At 32.0% G+C, this 17,498-nt stretch carries 16 protein-coding genes; all 16 read right to left on the bottom strand.

Annotation, left to right across the window (positions count from 1 at the left end; genetic code table 11):
• Nucleotides 1-25 precede the first annotated feature (25 nt).
• Nucleotides 26-802, bottom strand: coding sequence for an ABC transporter ATP-binding protein (locus ACFX5D_RS07380; RefSeq protein WP_379857598.1), 777 nt, complete (start codon nucleotides 800-802; stop codon nucleotides 26-28).
• 1 nt (nucleotide 803) lies between these two features.
• Entirely contained in the window at nucleotides 804-1,562 is a 759-nt protein-coding gene (locus ACFX5D_RS07385) for an MlaE family ABC transporter permease (RefSeq protein ID WP_379857599.1), read from the bottom strand.
• A gap of 332 nt (nucleotides 1,563-1,894) precedes the next feature.
• A complete protein-coding gene (locus tag ACFX5D_RS07390) occupies nucleotides 1,895-2,113 on the bottom strand; it encodes a YidH family protein (protein ID WP_379857600.1) in 219 nt (72 codons plus the stop codon).
• 45 nt (nucleotides 2,114-2,158) lie between these two features.
• Entirely contained in the window at nucleotides 2,159-2,542 is a 384-nt protein-coding gene (locus tag ACFX5D_RS07395) for a hypothetical protein (protein WP_379857601.1), read from the bottom strand.
• Nucleotides 2,543-2,944: 402 nt separating this feature from the next.
• Nucleotides 2,945-3,112: a hypothetical protein gene (locus tag ACFX5D_RS07400; protein WP_379857602.1), complete on the bottom strand. Its 168-nt coding sequence runs from the start codon at nucleotides 3,110-3,112 to the stop codon at nucleotides 2,945-2,947.
• Nucleotides 3,113-3,131: 19 nt separating this feature from the next.
• Nucleotides 3,132-3,605: a Dps family protein gene (locus ACFX5D_RS07405; RefSeq protein ID WP_379857603.1), complete on the bottom strand. Its 474-nt coding sequence runs from the start codon at nucleotides 3,603-3,605 to the stop codon at nucleotides 3,132-3,134.
• Between the two features lie 38 nt (nucleotides 3,606-3,643).
• The gene (locus ACFX5D_RS07410) at nucleotides 3,644-4,642 is read right to left on the bottom strand and encodes an NADP-dependent oxidoreductase (RefSeq protein WP_379857605.1); all 999 of its coding nucleotides are present in this window, start codon (nucleotides 4,640-4,642) and stop codon (nucleotides 3,644-3,646) included.
• A gap of 25 nt (nucleotides 4,643-4,667) precedes the next feature.
• Complete coding sequence (locus tag ACFX5D_RS07415) at nucleotides 4,668-6,050, bottom strand: NAD-dependent succinate-semialdehyde dehydrogenase (RefSeq protein WP_379857606.1); 1,383 nt, start codon at nucleotides 6,048-6,050, stop codon at nucleotides 4,668-4,670.
• 22 nt (nucleotides 6,051-6,072) lie between these two features.
• A complete protein-coding gene (locus ACFX5D_RS07420; RefSeq protein WP_379857607.1) occupies nucleotides 6,073-6,423 on the bottom strand; it encodes a DUF892 family protein in 351 nt (116 codons plus the stop codon).
• Nucleotides 6,424-6,814: 391 nt separating this feature from the next.
• Nucleotides 6,815-7,807 carry a 2-hydroxyacid dehydrogenase gene (locus ACFX5D_RS07425; RefSeq protein WP_379857608.1) on the bottom strand — a complete coding sequence of 331 codons (993 nt, stop codon included), beginning with the start codon at nucleotides 7,805-7,807 and terminating at the stop codon, nucleotides 6,815-6,817.
• 18 nt (nucleotides 7,808-7,825) lie between these two features.
• Nucleotides 7,826-8,182: a hypothetical protein gene (locus ACFX5D_RS07430; protein WP_379857609.1), complete on the bottom strand. Its 357-nt coding sequence runs from the start codon at nucleotides 8,180-8,182 to the stop codon at nucleotides 7,826-7,828.
• 317 nt (nucleotides 8,183-8,499) lie between these two features.
• Nucleotides 8,500-8,694 (bottom strand): hypothetical protein, encoded by a 195-nt coding sequence (locus ACFX5D_RS07435; RefSeq protein ID WP_073209943.1) that lies wholly within the window; start codon nucleotides 8,692-8,694, stop codon nucleotides 8,500-8,502.
• Between the two features lie 290 nt (nucleotides 8,695-8,984).
• The gene (locus ACFX5D_RS07440) at nucleotides 8,985-9,434 is read right to left on the bottom strand and encodes a ferritin-like domain-containing protein (protein ID WP_379857610.1); all 450 of its coding nucleotides are present in this window, start codon (nucleotides 9,432-9,434) and stop codon (nucleotides 8,985-8,987) included.
• Between the two features lie 327 nt (nucleotides 9,435-9,761).
• The gene (locus ACFX5D_RS07445) at nucleotides 9,762-10,595 is read right to left on the bottom strand and encodes an ice-binding protein (RefSeq protein ID WP_379857611.1); all 834 of its coding nucleotides are present in this window, start codon (nucleotides 10,593-10,595) and stop codon (nucleotides 9,762-9,764) included.
• A 398-nt stretch (nucleotides 10,596-10,993) separates the two neighbouring features.
• Nucleotides 10,994-13,435, bottom strand: a complete 2,442-nt coding sequence (locus ACFX5D_RS07450; protein WP_379857613.1) for a response regulator — start codon at nucleotides 13,433-13,435, stop codon at nucleotides 10,994-10,996.
• Between the two features lie 268 nt (nucleotides 13,436-13,703).
• The gene (locus ACFX5D_RS07455; RefSeq protein ID WP_379857614.1) at nucleotides 13,704-17,480 is read right to left on the bottom strand and encodes a response regulator; all 3,777 of its coding nucleotides are present in this window, start codon (nucleotides 17,478-17,480) and stop codon (nucleotides 13,704-13,706) included.
• Between the last annotated feature and the right edge of the window lie 18 nt (nucleotides 17,481-17,498).

Consider the following 17,498-nt stretch of genomic DNA (forward strand, 5'->3'; position numbering starts at 1 on the left):
TATATTTTTAATATTATTTTAATGTTTAAATAAAAAAAGAACGTACCCATTCGTCGTCGCTTTTCTCTAATTCTTCATAACTGCCTTCCGCATGAATTACCCCATCTTTTAAAATGATCAATCGGTCAGCCGTGTGTTTTGCACAAGCCATATCATGAGTAATAATGATAGAAGACGTTTTGTTTTTTTTCTGTATATCCAGTATTAATTCGCTTATTTCCCTTGATGTTATAGTGTCTAATCCTGTTGTAGGTTCGTCATAAAGTACTATTTCAGGTTTAAGGATAAGCGTACGTGCAAGTCCAATTCTTTTACGCATACCACCTGATAATTCTGACGGCATTTTATCAATTGCATCAGCCAAGCCAACACTTTCTAGAACTGCTTTTATTTCAGCTTCCAGTTCTTCAGGTGATAAATCCGTTACATGTCTTTTCAATGTAAAACCCAGGTTCTCCCGAACGCTCATCGAGTCATACAAAGCAGCATTTTGAAAAAGAAACCCAATTCTGACCCTGATTTCGTTCAGCTGACTATTATCCAGCTTAGTTATATCCGTGTCAAAAACTTTTATTTCGCCTTTATCCGCTAAAACCAGCCCAACTAAACATTTAATAGTTATTGATTTTCCAGATCCGGATTTCCCTAATATTACTAAGTTTTCTCCTTTATTTACAATCAAACTCACTCCTTTGAGTACCTCGTTTTTTCCAAAGGATTTATACAAGTCTATAATTTCTATTATTGGAGCTTTGTTATCTGGTAGGGCAGGAGTATCTATATTTTTTTTCTCTCGTATCATTTTAAAAGAATAAATCAGTTATCTGTACTGCCAACATATCAATAATGAATATAGTCAAGGAAGCAGTAACCACGGCAGAGTTTGCTGCTAAACCAACGCTTTCAGTTCCGTTAGCGGCAGTAAATCCTTTATAACATCCAATCATTCCAATAAAAAAACCAAAGAAAAATGTTTTAATTGTTGCTGGTATAATATCTAAAAAGGCTAACGATTCAAAAACTTGAGAGGTATAGCGGGTTAGGTTAATTTCGCTATGCATATTCACACCAATATATCCTCCTAACATTCCAATTGCATCTGCAAATATTACTAAAACCGGAATCATAAGCGTAGTGGCTAAAATTCTTGTAACTACCAGATATTTGAAAGGATTAATAGCTGCTACTTCCATAGCATCAATTTGTTCGGTAACTTTCATTGAACCTAGTTCGGCCCCAATACCAGATGAAACTTTCCCCGCGCAAATTAAGGCTGTGATTACAGGAGCAATCTCTCTTATTAGAGAAAGTGCAACCATTCCCGGCAACCAAGATTCTGCACCAAATTTTGCTAAAGTGGGTCTAGATTGAAGTGTAAGGACCAATCCCATTATAAAGCCTGTAATAGCCACTAATGGCAAAGATTTATAACCAATGACGTAACATTGCTTAATAAACTCTTTGAATTCATAGGGTGGTTTTAAAACTTCTTTGAAAAATCGAATCGCAAAAATCGAAACTTTACCAACATCGTCAAAAATATTTTTTAAATAAATAATCAAAATCTATATTTATTAGGTTAGTTTAATTTATTATTGATACCATACAATATAAAAGTATAAAATATGCTGACAAAAAATGTAAAAACTAAAGTGTTTTATCCAATTTCATTTATGAATATACCAATTCAAAATAAAAAACAGTGAAGCATTTTATTATTATTTTTTTTTATAAAAAAGAATAATAATCCTCTTTAATGTGTTTTAATATTTAGTACAGCAAAATAACAGCGTGCAAATATCATTAAGATTTCATTTTAATTTTTTACATAACTTTTGTTAAAAGTTGTATTATTCACAGATTAACAGATTAAACTGCAATAATGAAGCACTGCTTAAGTAGTTTTTTTATTTGTTAGAATTAATACAATACCTCCCACAGCCAATACAATTCCAACTATAGGAGACCAGTTTATCGGATGGTTTACCTCTTTGTTTACTTGAATAGGGCCAAAATCAACCACTTTTTCAGTAGTTACATAGTTAAACCCCGTATATGCCATCATAACTATTCCTATTATGACCATTGCGATTCCTAAATTTTTTAATTGCATGTTTTTATTTTTTATAGGGGTTATTAATTATTTTTTTTAATATAATTATGCTTCTGAAAAGTATTCTTTAATAAAATCATGTTGCTGATTATGAGTCATTTTATCGGTATTTTTTATTTTGAATTTTATTTTGAAAAAATGAATATCCTCGCTTATAATATCAAAAAATTCAATTTTAGCATTAGTAGGACCAAAGAGTATAACTTGCTCATAATCCTTAATTGCCTCACTTAATTTCTTATAATAGTCTAAAAGAAGGCGTTTCTTTTTAATGTGCATTAGACTTTCTCTTTCAGACAAAGTTTCTTCTTTTACCTCATCAGTTAATTTTGATACAATGGTTTTGATTTCAAAATGCTTATTGGTAAATTCCATTAAATGCGCAATAGAATGATCCATCCAAATGCCTAATCTTTTTCTCGTTTTCATAACTTTATTTTAAAAATATGATAAATATGAAATCATAAACACTATTTATAATCTAGGAATTGCAATAGTCTAAAGTTCAGTTATTTATGTATTAAAAATGTTATATAACTTTGCGATATATTTATATAATTCACGTATTTTTTAATTCAAGAAGAAAATAGAGAAGATTTTTTTTATTCTTTACAATCGTGATTGGTGCAAGTGTATTTAGCAGTTGTAATTATTTTTAACTATCAAAGGGCTGTTGATACCAACAGCCCTCTTAATCCAAACCAAAAAAAATACTCAACTTATTGTTTTTTATAATCGTTCTAATTCAACAGACCATTTGCTTAATATAGAATTACATTCTTCAATAAAATTTTACTTTTTATGTATAAATCAATAGGTAATAAAGATTATTTAGGAAACTTCAACTGTGATAGTGTCATTTAATATCTCCAAATTTTCTTTTTCAAACTCCATTTCAGTGATTAGTTTCTCTTCATCAAGAACTCTTGAGGAGCTTATTTTACCAACTCTGCAATTACTTTTGGAAACGATTTGTAAATTGTTTTCTGATATTTCCATTTTAGGATAAAAGTTTAAATTAGCTTAAATATCTCCTTAATACCCATGCCATTGTCTCATGCTGCTCCATTAATCCAGTTATAAAATCTGCAGTACCGGCATCTTTATTTTCCTCAGCACAGATATCAATATCTTTTCGTAATTGTACAATCAGAGTTTCATGATCTTCTAACAGTTCTTTTTTCATTTCTTTATTAGAAGGGTAATGATTTGGCGATTCTTTAAGAATGGTCAGTTCCGAGAACTCTTTCATCGTACCAATAGTTTTGCCACCAAGTTTGCCGATACGTTCCGCAACTTCGTCAATCGCTTCTTCCAATTGTTTATACTGACCTTCAAATAATTTGTGCAGTTCCATAAAATTTTCACCAGCAACATTCCAATGAAATTTTCTTAATTTAACATATAATGTCATTTCATTAGCTAAAATAGACGAAAGAAATGAATTGCTTTTTTGTAAATGACTTTCTGTAATTCCAATTTGTGGTTTCATAATTCTTTGTTTTATATTTTGTTTTTTTCATATAATTATTAAGCTTTAACAATCATTTTGCCTGTGTTCTCTCCTTTAAATAATCCGAGCAATGCTTTAGGTAATTGATCAAAGCCATTTTCGATTGTTTCAGTAAATTTTATTTTTCCGTCTTTTACCCAATTCGCTAAATGGCTGATACCTTCGGAAAACTCGTTTTTAAAATTACTTACTATAAAGCCTTGCATTAGTACACTTCTAGTCAATAACATTGGCTGTAAACGGGGTCCCATGGGTGTGTCAGTGCTATTGTACAAAGCAATTTGTCCGCATAATGCGATTCTTGCATTAAAATTTATATTTGCTATAACTGCATCAGAGATTTCACCGCCTACATTATCAAAATAAATATCTACACCATTTGGACACAACATTCCAATTGTTTTGCTCATGTCTTTAGTGGTCTTGTAATTGATGGTTTCATCAAAACCGAATTCGGTTTTTAACAATTTAGTTTTCTCATCAGAACCGGCTATACCAATAACCCGACATCCCTGAATTTTTGCCATTTGTCCTACCACAACTCCCACAGCTCCGGCAGCGCCTGATATGACAACAGTTTCTCCTTTTTTTGGTTTACAAATATTCAATAAACCAAAATAAGCGGTAAGTCCTGTCATTCCTAAAACACCTAAATAATAGCTTGCTGGTGCAATAGAAGTATCAATTTTTTTTAAATCTTTTTCTGAAACCGTACATTTTTCTTTCCACGGTAACATTCCCAAAACGATATCACCCGCTTTAAGAATATCAGATTTACTTTCCAATACTTTTGCAATCACACCACCATTTAGAGGGTGATTTAAATTAAAAGGAGGACTGTAAGATTTTGCATCATTCATTCGGCCTCGCATATAAGGATCAACGGAATAATACATCCCTTCTAATAAAACTTCACCATTTTTAAGTTCAGCCACATCAACAGTTTCTGATCTAAAATTGTTAAGAGTAGGGAATCCTTTTGGTCTTGATGCTAATACTATTTGTTTTGTTTTCATTACGTTTTTCATTAAAAGTCAAATTCTAAAAAGGGTCCGAAAGACCGCTTACGCGAATGAGTTTCTTATTTACAAATTCTTGAATTCCCAATTCCGATAATTCTCTTCCATAACCCGAGCCTTTTGTTCCTCCAAAAGGTAGATTTGCTTTAGTACCAGTTGGATGATTAATGAAAACCATACCGGCATCGATTTTATCAGCAACACGTTTTCCTCTTTCTATATCTTGAGTAAAAACGGAACAACCTAAGCCAAAATTCGAATCATTTGCTAAGTCAATTGCTTCCTGCTCATTTTTTACCCGATAAAAAGAAGCAACCGGGCCAAATAGCTCTTCGTAGTAAGCTGGTATTTTAGGATTTAAAGCAGTTAAAATTGTAGGTTGCATAAAAGCACCTTCACGATCAGACCGTGTACCGCCTAATAAAAGTTTTGCGCCAGCATCGACTGATCGTTTTATCTGGTCTGCGATATGCATAGCTGCCGCTTCACTACTTAATGGACCAAGCTCGGTTTTAGGATCCATTGGATCACCTATAACTAAGATTGATAATTTTTCTTTGAATTTTTTAATAAATTCATCAGCAACAGCTTCGACTGCTATAAATCTTTTGGAAGCCACGCAGGACTCGCCATTGTTGTTAATTCTACCAACGACAGCCCATTCAACAGTTTTATCAACATCAGCATCATCTAATATGATAAAAGCATCGCTACCTCCTAATTCCAGAACAGATTTTTTCAAATTTTTACCTGCTTCTGCGGCTATATTTGCGCCTGCTTCTTCACTACCGGTTAATGCTACTCCTTTTATTCTTTTGTCAGAAACTAGAGCGGAAGCTCTTTTACCTGAAATTAAAAGGTTGGTATAAAGACCAACTGGGGCTCCTGCTTCATTAAACAATTCTTCAATGGCAATGGCACATTGTGGAACCGAGGAGGCATGTTTTACTAAAACCGTATTTCCTACCATTATATTTGGAGCAGCAAAACGCGCTACTTGATAAAATGGAAAATTCCAAGGTTCTACACCTAAAATTATTCCTATTGGACTGAACCGTATTAAAGCGCTCCCGAACTCCGGCTCCAAATGTTTATCAGCTAAAAAATGAGCGGCATTATTTGCGTAATAATCAAAAATATCAGCACTTAATAAAATTTCACCTTCAGCTTGAGCAATTAATTTTCCCATTTCCAAAGTAATTATTTTAGCAAGCGATTTTTTTTTATCACGCATTAATTTAGCCACTTTGTGCAATATTTTAGCACGTTCTGCATAGCTTGTTTCTTTCCATTCTTTAAATGTTTTTGCAGATTTTTCTATTAATGTGTCAACAGTTTTGTCAGACATTTCTTCAAATGATTTGACAACTTTATTATTGTTTGGATTAACGGTTTGAATAGACATAGTTTGTAATTTTTGATAGGTATTATTCCTTTTCTTCTTCTTTTAAAGGTTTAATCGCCCCATACATTGCTTCGTATTTCGTTATTATTTCCGATTCCCCTATCGAACAAAAAATAGCTTCTAAGCGTTTGATATGTTCTTTTGTAAAGTCATAATGTATGGTAAGCGCATCAACTAATTCTTTCGTTGTAGCCTTTTTAATCATTATGGGTATGGATATAATTAATGCTTTTTCAGCAAAATAAATCTCTTTAAGTTCATCAACAAAAATATTGCGACAACCTTCCTTTATCTCTTGTTTTGCAAACATTGATTTTCCCTTCCCCTCTTTTGTCATTCTTTTTTTATCAGTTTTGGTGTCGGTACTTTTCATAATTTTGTATTTAATTATCGTGAAATTTTAATATTGTAAATTTCAGGTTTAATGTGATTTAACGCTTTATACAATTTTATATATGAGTTACAACTTTCACACATTTTCATTCGGAAATATGGAATAGTTCAAAAAAATGGTTTGGTATTGAAAAAAATTACAGGACTATTTTATATGATTTATTATGCCAATTTTTTTTTACGAAGAGGCCTAAATAGCCGGATTAAATATCAGTAAGGTATACCTGCTGATTAAAAATTGTAAATGGAATCGCAATTTAAATTTAAGGATTTAAGCCCTGATTTTAGTTAAAAAGATCATAAAAAAATATAATTAATTTTAAATCAATTGGTTATTGTACTTTATATAAAAAATAAAATCAATTAATATCTTATAATTTGACTTCGTTTTCTAATGGTAATCCTTCTTCAAAATCCGCGAAGTTTTTTAAGGTAGTAACGGCAATTTGATCTAACGCTTCTTTTGTAAAAAATCCTTGATGAGGTGTAATCAAAACATTATGAAACGCCATTAATCGCTCTATTAAATCATCTTCGATAATACTTTCAGACAGATCGTTAAAGAATAAATTTTCTTCTTGTTCATAAACATCGATTCCTAAATACCCCAGTTGACCTTTTTTTAACGCATCAATTGCGTCGGATGTTTTGATTAAAGCTCCTCGACTGGTATTAATGAGCATGACTCCTTTTTTTACTGTAGAAAAGGTTCTAATGTCAAAGAGATATTTTGTTTTCTCATTTAAAGGGCAATGCAGTGAAATTATATCTGAGTTTTTATACAAGTCAACCAAGGTTGTGTATTCAATGCCTTTATCTTTTAGCATTTCAGATTCAGTAATATCATAAGCAATGACTTTGCATCCAAAACCTAACATTATTTGGCAAAACGCCATACCTATTTTTCCTGTTCCAACAACTCCAACTGTTTTTCCATGAAGATTAAATCCAATAAGGTTTTCTAATGAAAAATTGCTCTCACGCACTCTATTGTAAACTTTATGGGTTTTTCTATTTAGAGTCAAAATTAATGCTACTGCATGCTCCGCAACTGCCTCTGGAGAATAAGCAGGAACTCTCATTACTTTTATATTTTTATTTTTTGCGGCTTCAATATCAACATTATTAAAACCTGCACTTCTTAAATCAATAAGTTTAACACCTATTTTGAAAAGGTTTTCAATCGTTACTGCATCTATTTTATCATTGACAAATATGCAAACAGCCTCAAATCCTAATGCTAGATTAGTTGTATCAGCATTTAGAGGTGCTTCAAAGTAAGTAAGCTGATGCCTGTTATTGCTGTTGAATTTATCTAGATATTCCCGGTCATGGGGTTTTGTACTAAATACCGCTATTTTCATTATTTAATTTTAAAATGATTAACCGTTATCTTCCTCTAAGTCATTATGATTGTCGCCCCCAGTACTGTAATAGTTGTTTTCCTCGTCTTCACTTCCTATATTTTCTTGTATGTCATCTAATTCTGTACCTGGAATGTCTAAATCATTTCCTGACATATCCTGATTAAAATTTTTTTCATTAGATGCGCCAATTTGATCTCTTTCTATTGCCTCTTTCATTTTGTCAATGTCTTCAGGATCTATATCGCTTTCTTTGTGATTTTTGTTATAAATATCGTCACTGGAGGGATAGATTTGATGATCTGGAAAATTGTCCTCATTCTCTTTATTTAATTCCTTTTTAAGCGGGTTCGAGATAATTGCTTTCTTTTTCATTTTTTTTAGTATTTAAAAATTCAAGGTTGGAATAATATAATAAAACACTGTTACAAAATTAAGGGTAAGAGTTGTATTATTCACATTTTAACAGGTAATTATTAAAAACAAATAAAATTAAGTATTTGATATATAAGTCGTTACATCTACTATAATTGAATTTTAAAAGCAGAAAAATGGATCGACTAAGGAATATAGAAAAGGTAAAACAAAAAAACCGCTTTTGAATATTCGAAAATACCAGAGCGATTTGATTTTTAACCATTATATAATTAGTTATATTTAAAAAAAAATAGAACTGTTTAACCAATTTTAAATTATGCTTCGTCCTTTGTGGTGCGAACTAAGCTAATTCCTGAAACAAAGAATACAATTCCAAGAACACCATAAATGATGAGTGATTTTATATCCTGTGTTTCACCTGAAGTGCTACTAAACACTATTGCAGTGTAGATTAGACCACCTATTCCGAGAGCTGTAAGTAATGCTCCAAAGATTCTTTTAAGATTCATAATTTTTATTTTTAGATTTATTAGTATATTTTTTTGAATTAGATGTTTTCAATGATTAATAGACTTTAAAATAAAGAGAAAAAATATTTTAAATCTCTTACGCTTAGCATCATAATTGTATCACAAATGTATTTTTATAAAGTCTAAAAATTATTATATAATTGTCACTATAAGTTACATCATTCACACTTAAAAAGTAAAAGACTAAAGTCTAAGCTGGAGAAAGAAAAAAAATTGGCGTAGAAAAGACATTGCAGTTAACGAATATTTTGATTAAAAATCAGTATTGATTACCCCATTAAATCGCGCAAGTTTTTGATTTTGTCATGATTTGCTTTTAAAACTGAATGTTGTTCTTTTATCATCATTAATTGCTCTGGAGTTAAATCTTCGCTATGACTTAATGCGTCGTCGTAAGTTTGAACAGCAACATCTTCGCCGTATTCACATGAATTAACTATGGCCTTTCTGTCGCGACCGGTAATAGCTGATTTTATATCCATCCATACTCTAAATAATTTACCTGATGCAGTTGTTCCTTCCGTAGGTTTCCCACCTAATCTTTTTACTTCTGTAACAAGATCAGCTTTACACTTTAAACTAGTTTCAGTAAAGTGAGAAAACAATGTTTTTAAGTCTGTTTCATCAGCTTCCTTTGAAGCAGTTTCGTATCCCTCAATTCGATCGTTATTAATTTGGATTAAGGAATTTAATATGGCAATTGATTTTTCAGTATCCATTTTTTAATATTTATGTAGTGAATTAATTTTCACAATACAAAGTTCAATAAAATTTAGAGTATTATTTTTATATAATTATTTTTTTTTTTTTTAATATTCACACATACTTAAGTGTTTGGTATATAGTATTTAATAATTATTTAACTGTTGATTTTTTATATGGTATAATAACCGAAATTAATGGATGCTAAGAGTTAAAAAATAGATCTGACCTGATTTATAAACGTAACTTTCGATACGGCATAAGTGTTTGAAGCATTAGCAAAATTGCAAAAAAAAAGGCTATCCGTTAGGACAGCCTCTTCTTGAGAATTGAATTATTTTAATTTATTGTGGTTTCGTAACCGAATTCATTTGTAGAGTTACGGCCGTTTGTGCTAACATTCTTCCGTTGATTGTTGCTCCAGTTTGTAAATTAATACCTGTCATTCCTAGTATGTTACCTTCAAAATGACTAGTCGTTCCACATGTAACAGCGTCCGAAGTTACCCAGAAAATATTTTTAGCTTGAACTCCTCCGGTTAATGTCATTCTAACAGCAGAACTCAATTTAAGAGTACCAGCTACTTGGAAGATAAAAATATCTGTTGGGCTACCTGCAATCGTTATATCGGTTGGAATATTAAGTGGAGTTGTCCATTTGTACAAGCCTGGCGTAAGTGTTTTTCCGCCGATACTTCCCGCACCTAAATTTAGAAAATCAGGATTAGTTCGTCCAGCTGCATCCGTGTATGCTGTTTGCATATCTCCAATTGCTGTAGTTAATCGTGTTGCGTTAGTTACACTACATGGGAGTGGTCCTGCTGCATCAACAGTATAAATTGTTCCCACTACTTCTGTACATCTAACTAAAATAGCAGCACCAGTTATTGGGCTTGAACCAATATCACCCGTAATTGCTGATTTGTAAACATCGGTAATTCCTGTTTTTGATAAAATAGCAAAATCTCCTGCAATACCTAGATTTACAGGATTCAACGAACCCACGCTTGGCGTTATATTATAGGTTTCATTAAATGCATATATGTTTGAAGCTGAACCATCTGATTTTGCAACAGTAGAACTGTTGGCAGTTGATTTCTCAGCAGTATCATTATTACAACTGGAAAAAAATACTACCGAAAGCAATGCAAGGGTAGATAGTGTATTTTTTAATTTCATAACTCATTTATTTATTTATTTATTTTGGGACATATTTATCACATCACAAAGATGCACGGTTTGCTATCCAAAGAAGTTATAAGATATGAGTTTAATGTTGTAGTATTCAACTATTATTGTAAATAATGAATAAAAATTCTGATAAATTATTAAAAAAACAATAATTTATATTAAATTAGAAAGCGGTTTTTTGCGGTTCTAAATTTTGATCAGATTTAAGAATAGATGGCATTATGTACTATTTTTAAAAGATTTTTTATTATTAGTGGCTTTTATCAAAGTGTAATATCTCGCTTTTTTGAATTTTCAAACAAGGAAAATAATGTGTTAATTTTAACTTTTCTTCAATTTTTTCTAAAAATTATTTTAAAGTGTTCTTTTGTAATTTAGTTAAAATATTATTTGTTTTTTATAATGGCAAATTCTTCTTCTAATTCTTCACAAGCCTGAGCACAAATAGCTTCAAGTTGACTAATTAAATCGATTAATTCAGTTGTGTTTTCTTCTTTATCAGCCAATTCCTGAATTTTTTTAGCCATACTTTCAAAATTTGCACTGATACCCATTATCGAAAAAGAAGGAATCATTTTATGTGCCGCAGCTGCTAATAAAGTCCAGTTTTTGTCTTCTAAACTCTGTTTTAAGGTAGTAATTAAAGGAGGAGTATGAGTCATATATAAGATTATCATTTCCATCATTAATGCAGGATTTGACTTGGTACGGTTGTTCAAATACGTTAAGTCAACACATTTTGTTTTTTTACGTTGACTATTTTCAACCGCAATAAACTCTTCGGTTTTTTCGAGATTCGATTTTTTTACTAAGCCAACGATTTTACTGTATAATATCTTTTCGTCGACTGGCTTCGAAATATAATCGTTCATCCCAACTGTTTTGCATTTAGCGAGATCAATTGTTGTTACATCAGCAGTTAATGCAATGATGGGAATATTTGATTTCAGGGTATTACGAATATAATCCGTGACTTCAAATCCATTCATTATGGGCATTTGCAAATCCATCAAAATAATATCATAGGAATTCTTCTGAAATAATTCGATGGCTATTTTTCCGTTTTCGGCAATATCGCGTTCAAATCTAAAATCATCCAGTAGGGTTTTCATCAGTAACTGGTTAAGAGCAATATCTTCCACTACCAATACTTTTATATTTTTAATTTCCGAATTTAATTGTGTTATAACTTTCTCTGATTTTGATTTTGATTTTGCTTTTGTTTTTGCTTTTGTTTTACGGAAAGGGAGTGTGAAACTAAATGTTGAACCTTGGTCAATTTTACTTTCTACTTGTATGTTGCCTCCTTGTGTTTCTACTAATTGTTTTACTATGGCTAATCCTAAACCAGTTCCCCCATACAATCTTGAGGTTCCATTTGTAGCCTGTTGAAAATTTTCAAAAACTGTGGGTATTTTTTCTGCAGCAATACCTATTCCCGTATCTGTAACTGCAAATTGGATAATAACTATTTCATTATCTTCATGTACCAAGTCAACACTAACTGTAATTTCTCCTTTTATGGTAAATTTTAAAGCGTTACTGACTAAATTTAAAATAATTTGGTGCAAACGGACTGGATCTCCAACCAAAACCTCAGGAATTTTACTGTCGTAATTTTTAAATAATTGTAGATTTTTATCCTGAATTTTTGTTTCAAATAAATGAAGCATGGCTGATAGTGATGTCGCTATTTTGAAAGGAGTTTGCTCAAAGGTCATTTTTCCTGAATCAACTTTTGCCAAATCGAGTATGTCGTCAATGAGTACTATTAAGGCATCTCCCGATACTTTAATAGCATTAAAATATTCATTCTGTTTATCCGTCAAGTGGGTTTTAATCAACACTTTTGTAAACCCGATAATCGCATTCATTGGCGTCCGGATTTCGTGACTCATATTAGACAAAAATTGCTGTTTTGCTTTCATAGCATCTTCTGCTTTACTTTTTGCTTCTTCCGCAATTAAGGTGGCTAACTCCGCAAATACTTTTGCTTCAATCAGCTCGGTTTCGATTCTTTTTTGATCTGTAACATCCCTGGCAACAATTACTACTCCAAGCACATTTCCTTTCTCATCTTTGTATACCGATCCATTAAATAATACGTCTGTCAGCTTGTCATTTTTATGGCGAAGAATAAGTGGTGAGTCAGCAACAAATCCTTTTTCGAACACTTTTTGATACACTTCACGGGCCTTTTGAGGCTCAGTAAAATAATCAAAAAAATCGGTTCCAATTAATTTTTCTCGTTGCATTCCAGTTACTTGCACTGATGCATTATTCATATCGGTTATTTTTCCTTCAGGATTAATAGCAAACAAAGGATCATGACTTGCTTCAATAAGGCTAAGTGAATATTCAGATAGTAATTTTTGTGCAGTCAAATCAGTATTTAATTTTTTAAGTTGCTCAGCTTGAACTAATAGTTCCTGATTTTTCTTATAAAGATCTACAAAAACCGCCACTTTTGCCTTTAATATTTCAGGAGAAAGCGGTTTAATCATATAATCGACGGCCCCTGCTTGATAGCCTTTGAAAATTTGGACCGTATTGTCCATACTTGCTGTTAAAAAAATAATCGGAACATGTTTGAGTGTTTCGATTTGGCGAATTAGTTCTACAGTTTCAAATCCGTCCATCAAGGGCATTTGCACATCTATTAATATAATGGCAAAATCTTGTTCATGAAGTAGAATTTTTAAGGCATCATTACCGGAAGTTGCTTTTACGCATAAATAATCCTCCGTACGCAGAATTACTTCTAAGGCAAACAAATTTTCAGGTAAATCGTCTACTAATAAAATTTTAACAGGGCTATTTATTTTCATTTTCAATAAAAATTAATCTCAATTTTTTTTATTTCATTGCGAAGGTTAGTGAAGTGAAGCAACCTGTTCACAAGGTTAAGATTGCTTCTCCTGATAATTATCGGGAAATACCCAATGTCATTATGTTAAGTTTTTTTTATATTTCAAAATTCGTTGTTTTTTTCTTTTTTGAAGACTATTTAAACAAATACAATTTTAAAATAAAAGTTTGAAAGTTGAATTTTCAATAACGAATATTGAAATATCAACAAGACTTAATGACATTACATTATTTGCTTAACCATACGCGCATCAATGATAGCAAACGTTTTACATCAATGGGCTTAGAAATGTAATCATTTGCACCAGCGTCTATACATTTTTGTTTATCGTCTTTCATGGCTTTTGCGGTGAGTGCAATAACAGGTAAACTCCTAAATTTTATTTGATTACGTATTCTTTTCATGGCTTCATAACCGTCCATTTCAGGCATCATTATATCCATTAGAACTAAATCAATATCAGGGTTTTTTTCCATCATATCTAATGCTGTTTTTCCATTTTCGGCTTTTATAACCTCCATTCCGCGTTCTTGAAGTATTTTGGATAATGCAAAAACATTTCGCATATCATCATCCACTAAAAGTATTTTTTTAGAATGAAATATAGCCTCTTTATCGTACAAATTATTTATGATTATTTGTTTCGATTTTGGTAAATTACTAATTGTACGATGCAGAAATAGCGCGGTTTCGTCGAGTAATCTTTCTTCTGATTTTATTCCTTTAATAATAATGCTTTCTGCATATTTTTGAAGCAGATTGTTTTCTTCTTTTGTGAGTTCTTTTCCGGTGTAAATAATAATAGGAGGCATGTTATGTCCTTTGATCTCTTCCAATTTATGGATGAGCTCAAAGCCACTTATGTCTGGTAAACCAATGTCTAAAATAATGCAATCGATGTTATTTTGTTCATATAGCTCTAAAGCTTCTTTACCGCTTCCTGCTTCAAAACATTTTACATCGCCATTACCAATGAGTATTTTCATTGCTTTTCTGGAATTTTCATTATCTTCAATAATCAGCAGGTTTTTAATTTTTCTATTGACAAAATTCTCAATTCGGTTGAAAGCTTCTTCCAGTTCATTTTTATCGATTGGTTTCATCAAATACTCCACAGCACCTTCTCTAATTGGTTCTAGTGTGCGGTCATTTGCTGAAATGATATGTACCGGTATATGTCTTATGGAGGGATTTGCTTTTAGTTCGTGTAATACTTGCCGCCCTTTGATTCCGGGTAAACCCATATCTAAAATAATGGCGTTAGGTTTGTATTTTGAAGTCAGTAATAGTCCATCTTCGCCTGTTGCTGCCGACAAGCATTTGAATCCCTTTTTGTGCGCTTGTTTTAAAAGGATAGCGGCAAAATTTCGATCATCCTCAATGATCAGTACCACTTTATCCTCCTTATTTATCGTATCTCTATCATCTTTTATGGTGTCATAATTAAGATACGTTAATTCCTTTGTAACTTGTGATGTATAGGAAACAGCTTGTACCGGAATTGGGTGGAATGATTCTTTTTGAGGGTGAATTTGTAATGGAATAATAAGAGAAAAAACAGAACCACGGTTTGATTCACTTTTTAACTGAATTTCTGCTTCTAATAATTTTGCAAGTTCACGAGAAATAGAAAGTCCTAGACCCGTTCCTCCATATTTTCTTGAAGTACCACCTTCGGCTTGTTGGAAAGCCTCAAATATGGCGGTTTGTTTGTCTTCAGATATTCCAATACCGGTATCGGTAATTGAAATGTTCAATGTAGTTGCTGTATTTGGGTCAATAGATAAAGTTACACTTCCTTTTTCGGTGAATTTTATAGCGTTGGATATAAGATTTTTTATTATCTGATTCAATCGTTGTGAATCAGTATGTATATATTCGGGTAAATTAGTATTCAATTTGCACACTAGTTTTAATCCTTTCTGTTCTGCCTGATGTCTAAAATCACGAATTAAATCATCGGTGAAATTTTTTAAGTATACTTTTTCAATGTTGATAGACATTTTACCTGCTTCAATTTTAGAGAGGTCCAGTACCTCGTTTATTAAGACCAGTAAGTCATGTCCACTTTTATAAATTATCTCCGCACTTTCAACCTGTACTTCGTCCAGATTTTTCTTTCTGTTTTCTGATAGATCTTTTGACAGTATCAGTAAACTATTCAGTGGTGTTCTCAATTCATGGGACATATTTGCCAGGAATTCAGATTTATACTTGCTGCTTATCTCCAGTTGTTTTGTTTTTAATTCTATACTGTTTTTTGAGGCTTCAACTTCTTTGTTTTTCTCTTCTAATGACTGGGTCTGCTCTTCCAATTCTTGATTGGTCATTTGCAATTTCTCTTGTTGCTGTTTAAGATTTTGCGTTTGTTGTTCCAGTTCTTCATTCAGTTGTCTGAGTTCTTCCTGCTGCATTTGAAGTTCTTCTGCTTGAATCGAAAGCTCTTTGTTTGCAAAACTCAACTCTACCGCTCTTTTTTCTTTTTCATCGTTTTGAAAGGCGAGTTCCTTGTTTGCAATTCCTAATTCGACAGCCCTTTTTTCTTTTTCTTCATTTTGAAAGGCGAGTTCTTTGTTTGCAATTTCTAATTCGGCAGCTCTTTTTTCTTTCTCATCATTTTGATAGGCGAGTTCTTTGTTGGCAATTCCCAATTCGGCAGCTCTTTTTTCTTTCTCATCATTTTGATAGGCGAGTTCTTCGTTGGCAATTCCTAATTCGGCAGCTCTTTTTTCTTTCTCATCATTTTGATAGGCGAGTTCTTCGTTGGCAATTCCTAATTCGGCAGCTCTTTTTTCTTTCTCATCATTTTGATAAGCAAGCTCCTTGTTGGCAATTCCTAACTCTGCAGCTCTTTTTTCCTTTTCTTCAGCTTGTTGTACCGTATTGACACTTATGGCAATACTATTCATCGAGACATTAACAAATTCCTTTTCTGTTTCATTAAAATCGTTAAGCTTGCCTATTTCGATTACTCCTATCGTTTTTCCGTCAAGCAGAAAAGGGGTAATAAGTAAATTTTTAGGTTTTGCATCCAGCACGGTTGATGTGATGCGTATTTGATCTTCGGATACTTCTGTTATAGCAATTTGTTTCTGTTCCCAGGCGGCCTGACCAATTAGTCCCTCATTTACTTTAAATATTTCCTTACCTTCTTTTGAAGATGAAAAAGCAAATTTTCCTTTTAGAATCAGCGTATTTTCTTTTTCATTATATAGATAAACAGCTCCTATATTAGCGTTCAGATAATTACATAAAAAACTAATGGTATTGTTTGCTAATTGCACAATACTTTGATTTCCTATTAATTTTTCGTTCAGTTCTGAGTTACCTGTAAGCAGCCAGTTTTTATTGGCAGTTTCTGATTCGGAGCTTTTAAGTGCTTTCAAATTTTCAATGACTATAGTGTAAACAACAAGGAGAATTAGAAAAATAATAAACAATAAAAAAGCAAAAACAAGATTAAACTTACTAGCATCATATTCGCTCGTTTGTTTTCTTTCGTTGAGTAAAGTATATTCTGTTTCTTGTGCTTTGGCAATTGTTCTTCTTACTTCATCTTGAAGCTGTTTTCCCTCGCCAGACGCAATAAATTCTTGCACTTTTTTAAAACCGCTTTTACGAAAAGCAATGCATTTATTTAGATTATCAAAACGAACTTTGATCTGTTCCGAAAGTTCCTCTATATTTTTTTGTTGATTGGCATTATCGGTTGTTAGTTGCTTAGCCTTACCAAGTTGCTCTATTATTCTTGTTTTGGCAGATAAAAATGGTTTTAGGAAATCTTCGTTACCTGTAATTGCATAACCTCGTACTCCTGTCTCAGAATCGATAGTCGCTATCAATATTAGGTCAAATTGATTTATCACCTCATTAGAATGATTAACCAAGGCATTTGAAGCCACAAATTTCTCACTATTTTTAAAAGAGAAAATTGCAACTGCTAAAAGGATAACGGCACAGGTACTAAATCCTATTACTATTTTTCTGCCAAGGGTCATTTTCATTTTTTTATTTGTAAAGTT

This window comes from Flavobacterium fructosi (assembly GCF_042787335.1).
Classification (GTDB): Bacteria; Bacteroidota; Bacteroidia; order Flavobacteriales; family Flavobacteriaceae; genus Flavobacterium; species Flavobacterium fructosi.